Genomic DNA, 10,789 nt, shown 5'->3' on the forward strand with positions numbered 1-10,789 from the left:
ATTCGTCGAGCCAATGGATGTCCTGATGCGCCGCAGCCTGATTCTGACCCTGCTCCTTGCACTGAGCCTGCCGGTGGCCACGATGGCCCAGAGCGGCCTGCGCACCGAGGGAGATGTCGCCACCGCTTCGGGGGCCTACGAGGCCGAAGTGCCCGTCAACAGCCAGGCCGAGGCCGATCGCAACGGTGCCCTGGCCCGTGCCCTGAGCGTGGTGCTGGGCAAGCTGTCCGGCGACCGCAACGTGATGTCACGCCCCGGCGTGGTGCAGGCGCTGCGCAATGCCAAGGACTACGTGGCCAGCTACGACTACAAGCAGGACCAGAGCGTGGGCGCCAGCGGCGCGCCGAGCTTCCGGACCCTGCTGGTGGCCCGCTTCCGCGAGGACGACGTCGATGCGCTGGTCTCGGCGCTCGGCCTGCCGCTGTGGCCGCAGCCGCGGCCGAAGCCGGTGCTGTGGCTGGCGGTCGATGACGGCAGTGGCCCGCGCCTGGTCAGCGTGCAGCAGGCCAACGCCGCCCGCCCGTTGCTGAACCGTGCCATCGAGCGGGGCTACAAGCTGGGCCTGCCCAGCGGCGGCGCTGCCGAACAGGCCCTGGCCGGGGCCATCTGGCGCCAGGACAGTGCCGCCGTGGCCCGCGCCTCCTCGCGCTACTCGCCACCGATGCAGCTGATCGGCAAGCTGTACCGCGCCAATGGCGGCTGGCAGGCGGACTGGGTGTTCGTCGACAACGGCCGTGAACTGAACAAGTGGACCAGCAAGGACGCCAACGCCATGCGCGCGATGGCGGCCGGCGCCGACGGTGCCGCCGACGCGCTGGTCAAGCGCTACGCCAAGGCGGGGGCGGCTACCGGCCAGGCCGGCACCTACCGCGTGGTGGTGACCGGCATCAACAGCGCCGATGACTACCTGCGCCTGGCCGCGGGCCTGCGCGAAGTGCCGGTGGTGCGCACTGTCACCCCGCTGCACGCTTCGGCCGGCCAGCTGGAGCTGAGCGTGGAGATGACCACCGGCCTGGCCGGCTTCAACCGCATGCTCGGCGACAACGGCGTGCTGGTACCCAGTGCGCCGCTGCCGGCGCTGCCGACCCCGATCGATGACACCACCGGTGCCCCGGTGGCCGCGCCGGTCAGCAACGAGTACCGCCTGCGATGACCCTGACCCCGGAAGCTGAAATCGCGCAGTTCCTGCGCCGGCTGAAGTACATCCTGTTCGCCGGCCTGATCGGCTGGGTGGTGTGGCTGCTGGCGCCGATCCTGACCCCGTTCGTGATGGCGCTGGCGCTGGCGTGGCTGGGCGACCCGCTGGTGGACCGCATCGAGGCCACCGGCCGCTCGCGCATGACCGGCGTGGTGCTGGTGTTCGCGGCGATGGTGCTGGTGATCGTGGCGCTGCTGCTGGTGCTGGTGCCGATGATCGAGCGCCAGATCACCACCCTGATCGCGGTCGCGCCGCAGGCACAGGCGTGGCTGATGGAAAAAGGGATTCCCTGGTTCGAGCAGAAGACCGGCCTGGAAGTGATGCAGTGGCTGGACCCGGACCGCCTGATCGAGTGGGTGCGCAGCCACTGGCAGCAGGCCGGCGGTTTCGCCACCACGTTCATGGGCTACGTGTCGCGTTCGGGCTTTGCGATGGTGACCTGGGTGGTCAACATCCTGCTGCTGCCGATCCTGGCGTTCTACTTCCTGCGCGACTGGGACAAGCTGGTGGAGCGGGTGGCCTCGGTGATCCCGCGCAACCACATCGGCACCATCAGCGCGCTGGCGCGTGAGTCCAACGAAGTGCTGGGGGCGTTCATCCGCGGCCAGTTCCTGGTGATGCTGGCATTGGGCGTGATCTATGCCGGTGGCCTGTCGCTGGTCGGCCTCAAGCTGGGCCTGCTGATCGGCCTGATTGCCGGCCTGATCAGCTTCATCCCGTACCTGGGCGCGACCACCGGCGTGCTGATGGCGGTGATCGCCGCGCTGGTGCAGGCGCAGGGCTTCGACCTGAAGCTGCTGATCCTGGTCGGCGTGGTGTTCACCGTGGGCCAGTTGCTGGAAAGCTACGTGCTGACCCCGCGCATCGTCGGCGACAAGATCGGCCTGCACCCGGTGGCGGTGATCTTCGCGGTGATGGCCGGTGGCCAGCTGTTCGGCTTCCTCGGCATGCTGCTGGCGCTGCCGGTGGCGGCAGTGACCAACGTGCTGCTGCGCTACGCCCACCAGCGTTATCGCCAGAGCGAGCTGTACGTGGGCGAGAAGCCGGCGATCGTGCTTGACGGGGTGGTCGACCAGCCCCATATCCTGCTCGATCCGAACGACAAGGGCCCCGACCTGAAGTGATGGGTGTGCCGCAACTGCCGCTGGCCCTGCATTACCCGCGGGACCAGCGCCTGGAGACCTTCATCGGCGCGCCGGATGGCGCGCTGGCGCAGCTGCGTGCGATCGCGGTCGGCGCCAGCCACGACTGGGTCTACCTGGAAGGCGCGGCGGGCACCGGCAAGACCCACCAGGCACTGGCGATGTGCTCCAGCGCCGAGCAGGCCGGGCGCCTGCCGACCTACGTGCCGCTGGCCAGCGCCGCCGGCCGTGTCCGTGCGGCGCTGGACGGGCTGGATGCGCGCGAACTGGTGGCGTTGGACGGCCTGGACGAAGTGGCCGGCAATCGCGAGGACGAGGTCGCGCTGTTCGACTTCCACAACCGTGCACGTGCGGCTGGAGTGACTGTGCTGTACACGGCGCAGAAGTCGCCGGGCGAGCTGGGCCTGCTGCTGCCCGACCTGCGCTCGCGGCTGGGCCAGTGCGTGCGCGTGCTGCTGCAGCCGCTGGATGAGGAAGGCCGTGCCGCGGTGCTGCGCGAGCGCGCGCTGCGCCGTGGCCTGGCGATCGATGAGGCGGCCATCGAGTGGCTGCTGTCGCACACCGGTCGCGAGCTGGGCGGATTGATCACGCTGCTGGACTGGCTGGACCGTGAGTCGCTGGCGGCGAAGCGGCGGATCACCGTGCCGTTCCTGCGCCAGGTGCTGGAAGAAGGCCGGCCCCGTTACTGAGGTGGGGTTTGTTTGCAGGGCTGCGCCCTGCACCCGCGGTAGTGCCGGCCGCTGGCCGGCAACGTCAACAGCAACGTCAACGTCAACGGCAGAAGCCGGCTTCCTGAGGGGAGGCGGGGTGGCTCAGGTTGCGGGGGACGGCGCAAGTACGTCCCTGTAGCCTCGGTCGCGCCATCCATGGCGCTCACGCCCCCGCAACCTGAGCCACCCCGCCTTCGACAGGTTCCCGCGATCTGCCGGGACTGCGTACTGCACTGCAGTTGGTGGGTGTCGACCTTGGTCGACATCCGAGCAAGCGCAGCGAAGCGACCCGCTTTTGCTTTTCTTTCTTTCTTCCGTGGCTGGACGCGCACGGAAACTGTCAGAGGCCGGGCGCCCGCCCGGCCAACTCACATGCCAGTCGACTAACAGTCGACTCTACGCGACCAACCACGAGGGGCTCAGCCGTTCGCCGCCAACTCCGCATCGAGCGCGCGCAGGCGATCAACCGTCCCGACGTCGGTCCAGCGCCCGCGATGGTGCTGCCCGGTCATCAACCCCTGCGCCATGAAATGCTTCTGCAGCGGCACCACCGAGAACTTCGGCGGCAGCCGTTCGCTGCCCGGCGCGTCGCCGATCACCGCGCGCCAGTCGGCCACGATCGACGGACGGTACACGCCGATGCCGGCATAGGTCAGGCACGGCCCTGCGCGATCGTGGTGCAGCAGCCCCTGTGCATCCAGACGGTAGTCGCCGTCCGGGTGCTGTACAGGATTGTCGACCAGCACCAGGTGCGCCTGGCCCTGCGGCTCGCGCGGTAATGCAGCGAAATCAAAATCGGTCCAGATGTCGCCGTTCACCACCAGGAACGGGGCGTCGCCCAGCACCGGCAGTGCGTTGAGGATGCCGCCGCCGGTTTCCAGCGGGGTCTGCCCTTCGTACAGGAAATGCAGGCGCAGGCCCCATTGGTGGCCATCGCCCAGCGTTGCCGGGAACTGCTCGGCCAGCCACGCGGTGTTGACCACCACATCGCGCACGCCGAGTGCCGCCAGGCGTTCCAGGTGCCAGACGATCAGCGGCTTGCCGGCCACTTCCAGCAACGGCTTGGGCGTGTGCAGGGTCAGCGGGCGCATGCGCTCGCCCAGCCCTGCGGCAAAGATCAGCGCCTTCATCGGGCCACGCGCAGCGGCGCACCCAGCTCGGCCAACGCCGGCTTGATGCGGTCCTCCAGCAGCCGCTGCAGCGGTGCCAGTTCGGGATAGCGCGGCAGCACTTCATCCAGGTAGCCGATGAAGCGCGGCGCGTCGTCCAGGTAGTGGCCCTTGTTGTCGCGGTAGCGCAGGCGGCAGAACAGGCCGAGGATCTTGACGTGGCGCTGGATGCCCATCCAGTCAGCGTCGCGCAGGAACGTGGCGCGGTCGGGCACCGGCAGGCCGGCGTCGCGCGCGCGCGCATGGTACTGCGCCAGCCACGCGTCCACGCGCTGCAGCGGCCAGCTCAGGAAGGCGTCCTTGAACAGGCTCACCGCGTCGTAGGCGATCGGGCCACGCACCAGGTCCTGGAAATCCAGCACCGCAGGGCCATCGTCGACCGGCATCAGGTTGCGCGGCATGTAGTCGCGATGGGTCATCAGCTGGGCCTGGCCCAGCGCGTTGTCCATCAGCCGGCGATGCACCAGCTGCAGGCCTTCGATCTCGCCGCAGTCCAGTTCAAGGTTCAGGTGGCGCTGCAGGAACCATTCGTCGAACAGGCCGGCATCGCGCTGCAGCAGTGCTTCGCCGAACTGGCCGAAGTCGGCCGGCACCGGGATAGCCTGCAGGCGCAGCAGCTGTTCGATCGCGCGGCCGAACCAATCATCGGCGTTGCGCTCGTCGAGGATTCTGGCCAGGGTCGGGCCGCCGAGATCTTCCAGCAGCAGGAAGCCGGCCTGCAGGTCCTGCGCCAGCAGTGCGGGTACGCGCAGGCCGTTGTCATGCAGCAGGCCGCGCATGCGCAGCCAGGGTCGCGGATCTTCCAGCCCGGGCGGCGCGTCCATCACGATGTGGCTGCCGCGCGTGCTGGTGGCGCGCCAGTAGCTGCGCATGCCGGCGTCGACCGAGGCGCGCTCGACCACGGCGTTGGCATCCTCGAGCTGGGTACGGGCCCACTGCAGGCGCTGCGCGCTGCGCTGGGGATCGGAGGCGGGTTCGGTCATGCGGGCATATCCGGGCGCGCCGGGCGCGCCAACGTCGGCAACAGGAAGGAAAGGGGGAACGGCGTCAGCGGCGACCGCTGAACAGGCGCAGGACGGCCAGCACGGCCACCGCGCCCACCACCGCACCGAGGAAACCGGCCGGTTCGCCGGGGGCGTACCAGCCCATGTACTGGCCGAACCAGCCGGCCAGCAGGGCACCGAGGATGCCCAGCACGATGGTCAGCAGGCAGCCCATGCGGTTGTTGCCGGGCATGAAGAAACGCCCGAGCAGGCCGACGAAGAAGCCGACCAGCAGGATGTACAACCAGCTGCTGCTGCCGAACAGACCATTCATGCGCGCGGATTCCGCTTGAGTGTGGACGCAGCCTAGCAAGGCCAGGCTGCGTCCGTCACCGGTGCCGGGTCAGCAGCAGCCGTGGTCGCCGTGGCGGGTACCGCTGTCGGCCGCTACCGGCGAACCGCTGGTCTCGCCGCGCAGGCTGGCGGCGTAGTGCTCGCTGATCACCTTGGACACGCAGGCGGTCACTTTCTTGCCCATCGGGATGTGCAGGAACTCGTTCGGGCCGTGCGCGTTGGAGTGCGGGCCGAGCACGCCGGTGATCATGAACTGCGCACCCGGGAACTTCTCGCCCAGCATGCCCATGAACGGGATCGAGCCGCCTTCGCCCATGTACATCGCCGGCTTGCCGAAGAAGGCCTGGCTGGCGTCCTCGATGGCCTGGGTCAGCCACGGCGCCATCGCCGGGGCGTTCCAGCCGGTAGAGGCCTTTTCCAGGTCCAGGGTGACCTGCGCGCCGTTCGGCGGATCGCGCAGCAGCGCTTCCTTCAACAGTTCGCCGCAGGTCTTGCCATCGGCGGTCGGCGGCAGGCGCAGCGACAGCTTCACCGAGGTCTGCGGGCGCAGCACGTTGCCGGCCGATTCCAGCGGCGGCATGCCGCCAACGCCGGTGACCGACAGGGCCGGGCGCCAGGTGCGGTTGAGCACCAGCTCGGTCAGGTCCTCGTTCATCGGACGCAGGCCGTCGACCATCGGGAACTTCTCGAAGATCTCGGTATCGACCACTTCGGCGGCGCGCTTGGCCTGTTCCAGGCGTTCGGCCGGGATCTCCACGTTCATGCCGTCGATCAGGATGCGGCCGGTGTCCTGGTCCTCGATGCGCGACAGCAGCTGGCGCAGCAGGCGGAAGCTGGACGGCACCACGCCGGAGGCATCGCCGGAGTGCACGCCTTCGTTGAGCACCTTCACGGTGAAATTGCCGCCGGTCAGGCCGCGCAGCGAGGTGGTGCACCACAGCTGGTCGTAGTTTGCGCAGCCCGAATCCAGGCAGACCACCAGCGACGGCTTGCCGATGCGGTCGGCCAGGTGGTCGACATAGGCCGGCAGGTCGTAGCTGCCGGACTCTTCACAGGCTTCGATCAGCACCACGCAGCGTGCGTGCGGCAGGCCCTGGGCCTGCAGCGCCAGCACCGCGGCCAGCGAGCCGAAGATGGCGTAGCCGTCGTCCGCACCGCCGCGGCCATACAGCTTGTCGCCACGCAGGACCGGGGTCCACGGGCCGAGATCGTCGTCCCAGCCGGTCATTTCCGGCTGCTTGTCCAGGTGGCCGTAGAGCAGGATGGTGTCATCACCGGTCTCGGCGCCGGTGGCCGGAATTTCCAGGAAGATCAGCGGGGTACGGCCTTCCAGGCGCACCACTTCAACCGTCAGGCCGGGCAGCTGCTGTGCCTTGGCCCAGTTCTCCATCAGGGTGACCGCCTGTTCCATGTAGCCGTTCTGCACCCAATTGGCGTCGAACATCGGCGACTTGTTGGGAATGCGGATGTAGTCGACCAACTGCGGGACGATTTCGCTGTCCCACTTGTCATTGACGAATTGGCCGAGCTTGGCGCTGTCCATCTGATACTCCGGTTGCATGGGCTGTGATCGCGCCATTCTACGCCTGTGCCGTGGGTAGGGTTTTTCCTACATCACGTCGGGTATTTGGCTGGCTTACGGAAATCCGGGAAACCGATAGGCTGTGCACATGTGGTGACGGACACTGTTCCTGCCGACGGGATTGCCGGTCGGGGCGGCCAGAATCACAGGGAGATACACGTCGTGCCTGGGAGTGTCGTGTTGAGGGCACTGGTGCTGGTAGTGGGGATCGCTGGGGCGCATGCCGCCGAACCGATCGACATCAACCGCGCCGATGCCCAGGCGCTGCAGCAGGGATTGACGATGGTCGGAGCCGCCAAGGCTGAGGCGATCGTCGAGCACCGGCGCAGACACGGCCCGTTTCATCGCGTCGAGGACCTGACGCAGGTGAAGGGGATAGGGAAAGCGATCGTCGAACGGAATCGACAGCGGATCACCGTAGGCAACAGGTTGTTGCCGGCGGATCCGGTACCCGGATCGGTACCGGTGCGGACCGTACCCAGGCGCTGACAGCAGGAATCGTCGGAACCGGCAGGAGGCTGGTTCACCGGTCGCGGACAGGAAGGCCGTGACCACCGACTGCCGCAGGACGCGGCACCAATCACCAGGATGGTGGCATCACAGACCTGTGGAAGGGGCTGAGATACAAACAGGACAGACGCGGCCGCGTGCAGGACGCAACGCTACCCCCACAGCGCAGGATGCGAGGGGGCGGCAGCAGGCCGACAGGGACGTAACGATTGCCCGGTACGACACATGGCTGTGTCGCCGGGCAGTTTCATTTCCGGCGCCTGGATTTGCCGCGGCCACCACGGGCCGATGGTGTACGGTGGCCGCTCCGCATGGAAAGGACCCCGCTGGATGCCTGCGCACCGCCTTACACCCCTGATGCTCGCCCTGGCACTGACCCTGCCGCTGCTGGCCCACGCCGCTGCGCCGACGACGGCTGCCAAGCCGGCAGCTGCCGCCAGCACCGCCGACGTGCGCGGGCCGACCGACCTGAAACCGGGCGAATACCTGTGGCATCCGGAAATCTCGCCGACCGGCCCGATCGTGCTGGTGGTCAGCCTCGATGAGCAGCGGGCGTACGTCTACCGCAACGGCATCGCCATCGGCCTGACCACGATCAGCTCGGGCAAGGCCGGGCACGAAACACCGACCGGGGTGTTCACCATCCTGCAGAAGGACAAGGACCACAAGTCCAACCTCTACAACAGCGCGCCGATGCCCTACATGCAGCGGCTGACCTGGGACGGCATCGCCCTGCACGGCGGCAGCCTGCCCGGGCATCCGGCCTCGCATGGCTGCGTGCGCCTGCCGCAGGCCTTCGCGCAGAAGCTGTTCAGCGAAACCCAGCGCGGCGACACGGTGGTGGTGGCCGATGCCAAGAGCTCGCCGATGACCCTGGCTTATCCGTCGGTCCTGGCGCCGGTCAATGCACGCGGGCAGGCCCTGCCGGAGGCAGAGGGCGGGGCGCCGGCGCAGGCGTGGTGGAACGACAGCGCCGCGCCGGCCGGTCAGGTCGGCATCCTGGTCAGCCTGCATGACCAGCGCCTGTACGTGCTGCGCGATGGCGTGATGATCGGCGAGTCGCCGCTGAAGGCCGACGCCCTGCCGGCGTTCCAGGGCACGACGCTGTTCGTGATGGGGCAGGGCTACAGTGACACGCCCAGCCTGCTGGACGTGAACCAGCGCCTGCACCAGTGGACGGCCTACCCGCTGCTGGGCCAGGACCGTGCCCAGGCCACGCCGGACCTGCTGGCCACGCCCTCGCTGCCGATGGCGCTGCCTGCCGATTTCGCCCGCCAGCTGTACCAGGTACTGGTGCCGGGCACGACCCTGCTGGTGACCTCGCTGCCGGCGGTCCGCCCAAGCCCGGCTGAATCCGGAATGCAGCCGGTCTTGGAATCCGAGCCGCCAGGGTCCACCCTCAAAGGCAACTGAGTCCCCTCGTTGTGCCCATGACTGCATCCCGCCTGTGCCAGCTGGCCGCGTTCGGCCTGCTGGCGACCTCGGCCAGCGCCCCGGCGCTGGCACAGACGCCCGCCCTCGCCACCTCTGCCGATGACCTGGCTGCGCTGTTGTCGCGCAGCGCGCCCAGGGCCGACCGCCACGTGCTGCAGCTGGCGGCGCACGCCATGCGCTGCGCGCTGCAGCGGCCGGAGCTGGGCATCAACGGTGATCGCCTCAGCGTGATCGACTATTCGCGGCCGTCCACCGAGCCGCGCCTGTGGGTGTTCGACCTGGCCCACCAGCGCCTGCTGTTCGAGGAATGGGTGGCGCACGGCCGCAACAGTGGCGAGAACCGCACCGAACACTTCTCCAACCGCGACGGCAGTTTCATGTCCAGTCTCGGCGCGTTCACCGCGCAGGAGACCTACATGGGCGGCAACGGGTATTCGCTGCGCCTGGCCGGGCTGGAGCCGGGCTTCAACGACCGTGCGCGCGAACGCGCGATCGTCATCCATGGCGCGCCCTATGTGAACCCGGCCACCGCGCAGCTGCAGGGGCGGCTGGGCCGCAGCCTGGGTTGCCCGGCGGTGCGCCTGTCGGTGGCCAAGCCACTGATCGATGCGTTGCGCGGCGGCACCATGGTGTTCGCCTATTACCCCGACCAGGACTGGCTGAAGCATTCGCAGCTGCTGGGCGGCGAGTGTGGTGGCCAGGGGACGCTCGCCACGCGGTGATGCACCGCGGCGCGCGGCATGATGCAATGCGCCGATGAACATCGACTCCCTGCTGCACACCCCGAGCCAGGTCATCTCCAGCCTGGACTACCGCCGCGAACGCTGGCGCAACGGCTTGGGCTGGACCCGCGAAATCCTGCGCCTGCCCGCACAGGGCGACGACTGGGCGCTGCGCCTGTCGGTGGCCGAGATCGAGCAGGATGCCGCGTTTTCCGCTTTCCCCGGCGTGGAGCGCGAACTGGTGCTGCTGCAGGGCAACGGCGTGCGCCTGCGTTTCGAAGACGGCCGCGTGGCCGAAGTGCTGCCGCCGCATGGACGGATACGGTTTGCCGGTGAAGAGGCGCTGCATGGCGAGCTGGTCGATGGCACCACCCACGACTTCAACCTGATGTGGAAGCGCGAACTGCTGCAGGCCGAACTGCTGCATCGGCCGCTGGTTGGGTCGATGTTCTTCTTCTGCGAACCGGGCGTAGCCTGGGCGCTGCACCTGCTGGCTGGCCAGGCCGAGTTCGGTGCCGACAGCGGCCTGCCGCCGCTGCAGGCCGGCGATACCGCGTGGTTGTCAGCGGGTGAACGGCAGCGGCACGCGTTGCAGGGCGGGGGCGAGTTGCTGGCGATACGGGTGAGTGCGGCAGAGGGGTGATTCCCGGGCGCCGGTGGGCACTATCCACGCATGGCGTGGATCTTATCTCTTGCCGATCTGGCACCTTGGTTGCCGAGAGCCCGGCGTGGGCGACCGTGTGGATCCAGGTCTTGCGACCGAGAAGTAGCTTGGGTCCCCACGCCGGATTCTCCCTGAACCGCCCGAACAGTTGGTTGAGTTGGCGCTCGAACTGATAAGACTGGGCAAGCGGGGAGAGCTCTCGACCCTGTCAGCCTAGCGGAGTTCTGCCATGTTTGGGATCGGGATTGATGTGAGCAAAGCCACGCTGGATGTGGCCGTCCATGGAGAGCAGTTTCGCCAATTCAGCAACGACAAGCGCGG

The 10,789-nt window shown here is 68.3% G+C and carries 11 protein-coding genes and 1 pseudogene; 8 read left to right on the plus strand and 4 right to left on the minus strand.

What is annotated here, in order from left to right; translation table 11 throughout:
* Positions 1-13: 13 nt before the first annotated feature.
* From BLS66_RS17485 to hda, 3 genes are read left to right on the plus strand one after another with little or no spacing between them, the layout of a single operon-like run.
* Positions 14-1,153, plus strand: coding sequence for a DUF2066 domain-containing protein (locus BLS66_RS17485; RefSeq protein ID WP_064237791.1), 1,140 nt, complete (start codon positions 14-16; stop codon positions 1,151-1,153).
* On the plus strand, positions 1,150-2,322 hold the full coding sequence (locus BLS66_RS17490; RefSeq protein ID WP_049466117.1) for an AI-2E family transporter: 1,173 nt from the start codon (positions 1,150-1,152) through the stop codon (positions 2,320-2,322). The genes BLS66_RS17485 and BLS66_RS17490 overlap by 4 nt, the downstream gene beginning before the upstream one ends.
* Positions 2,322-3,029 carry a DnaA regulatory inactivator Hda gene (hda, locus tag BLS66_RS17495; RefSeq protein WP_049466118.1) on the plus strand — a complete coding sequence of 236 codons (708 nt, stop codon included), beginning with the start codon at positions 2,322-2,324 and terminating at the stop codon, positions 3,027-3,029. The genes BLS66_RS17490 and hda overlap by 1 nt, the downstream gene beginning before the upstream one ends.
* 440 nt (positions 3,030-3,469) lie before the next feature.
* Here hda and murU read toward each other — a convergent pair whose 3' ends face one another.
* The 4 genes from murU to BLS66_RS17515 all read right to left on the minus strand — a co-directional run bounded on the left by murU (position 3,470) and on the right by BLS66_RS17515 (position 7,099).
* Entirely contained in the window at positions 3,470-4,180 is a 711-nt protein-coding gene (gene murU, locus BLS66_RS17500) for an N-acetylmuramate alpha-1-phosphate uridylyltransferase MurU (protein WP_074726419.1), read from the minus strand.
* Entirely contained in the window at positions 4,177-5,202 is a 1,026-nt protein-coding gene (locus BLS66_RS17505) for an aminoglycoside phosphotransferase family protein (RefSeq protein ID WP_074726420.1), read from the minus strand. Before BLS66_RS17505 ends, murU begins: the two co-directional genes overlap by 4 nt.
* Positions 5,203-5,266: 64 nt before the next feature.
* Positions 5,267-5,536: a GlsB/YeaQ/YmgE family stress response membrane protein gene (locus BLS66_RS17510; protein ID WP_005415577.1), complete on the minus strand. Its 270-nt coding sequence runs from the start codon at positions 5,534-5,536 to the stop codon at positions 5,267-5,269.
* A gap of 69 nt (positions 5,537-5,605) precedes the next feature.
* Positions 5,606-7,099, minus strand: a complete 1,494-nt coding sequence (locus BLS66_RS17515) for a M20 family metallopeptidase (RefSeq protein ID WP_049467454.1) — start codon at positions 7,097-7,099, stop codon at positions 5,606-5,608.
* Between the two features lie 201 nt (positions 7,100-7,300).
* Between BLS66_RS17515 and BLS66_RS17520 the strand changes: the two genes are divergently transcribed.
* The 5 genes and pseudogenes from BLS66_RS17520 to BLS66_RS20645 form a co-directional block, all read left to right on the plus strand.
* Positions 7,301-7,627 carry a ComEA family DNA-binding protein gene (locus BLS66_RS17520; protein WP_074726428.1) on the plus strand — a complete coding sequence of 109 codons (327 nt, stop codon included), beginning with the start codon at positions 7,301-7,303 and terminating at the stop codon, positions 7,625-7,627.
* Between the two features lie 351 nt (positions 7,628-7,978).
* Entirely contained in the window at positions 7,979-9,061 is a 1,083-nt protein-coding gene (locus tag BLS66_RS17525; RefSeq protein WP_074726421.1) for a L,D-transpeptidase, read from the plus strand.
* A gap of 17 nt (positions 9,062-9,078) precedes the next feature.
* The gene (locus tag BLS66_RS17530) at positions 9,079-9,804 is read left to right on the plus strand and encodes a murein L,D-transpeptidase catalytic domain family protein (protein ID WP_074726422.1); all 726 of its coding nucleotides are present in this window, start codon (positions 9,079-9,081) and stop codon (positions 9,802-9,804) included.
* Positions 9,805-9,838: 34 nt separating this feature from the next.
* The gene (locus BLS66_RS17535) at positions 9,839-10,447 is read left to right on the plus strand and encodes a HutD/Ves family protein (RefSeq protein ID WP_074726423.1); all 609 of its coding nucleotides are present in this window, start codon (positions 9,839-9,841) and stop codon (positions 10,445-10,447) included.
* Positions 10,448-10,697: 250 nt separating this feature from the next.
* A pseudogene (locus BLS66_RS20645) lies at positions 10,698-10,789 on the plus strand (IS110 family transposase); the annotation flags it as partial.

The sequence above is a fragment of the Stenotrophomonas pavanii genome (assembly GCF_900101175.1).
Lineage (GTDB): Bacteria > Pseudomonadota > Gammaproteobacteria > Xanthomonadales > Xanthomonadaceae > Stenotrophomonas > Stenotrophomonas pavanii.

Excerpts from the sequence above, each read along its gene's own strand:
- BLS66_RS17485 (WP_064237791.1), top strand. The coding sequence starts at position 14 with ATGGATGTCCTGATGCGCCGCAGCCTGATTCTGACCCTGCTCCTTGCA.
- BLS66_RS17490 (WP_049466117.1), top strand. The coding sequence starts at position 1,150 with ATGACCCTGACCCCGGAAGCTGAAATCGCGCAGTTCCTGCGCCGGCTG.
- hda (WP_049466118.1), top strand. The coding sequence starts at position 2,322 with ATGGGTGTGCCGCAACTGCCGCTGGCCCTGCATTACCCGCGGGACCAG.
- murU (WP_074726419.1), bottom strand. The coding sequence starts at position 4,180 with ATGAAGGCGCTGATCTTTGCCGCAGGGCTGGGCGAGCGCATGCGCCCG.
- BLS66_RS17505 (WP_074726420.1), bottom strand. The coding sequence starts at position 5,202 with ATGACCGAACCCGCCTCCGATCCCCAGCGCAGCGCGCAGCGCCTGCAG.
- BLS66_RS17510 (WP_005415577.1), bottom strand. The coding sequence starts at position 5,536 with ATGAATGGTCTGTTCGGCAGCAGCAGCTGGTTGTACATCCTGCTGGTC.
- BLS66_RS17515 (WP_049467454.1), bottom strand. The coding sequence starts at position 7,099 with ATGGACAGCGCCAAGCTCGGCCAATTCGTCAATGACAAGTGGGACAGC.
- BLS66_RS17525 (WP_074726421.1), top strand. The coding sequence starts at position 7,979 with ATGCCTGCGCACCGCCTTACACCCCTGATGCTCGCCCTGGCACTGACC.
- BLS66_RS17530 (WP_074726422.1), top strand. The coding sequence starts at position 9,079 with ATGACTGCATCCCGCCTGTGCCAGCTGGCCGCGTTCGGCCTGCTGGCG.
- BLS66_RS17535 (WP_074726423.1), top strand. The coding sequence starts at position 9,839 with ATGAACATCGACTCCCTGCTGCACACCCCGAGCCAGGTCATCTCCAGC.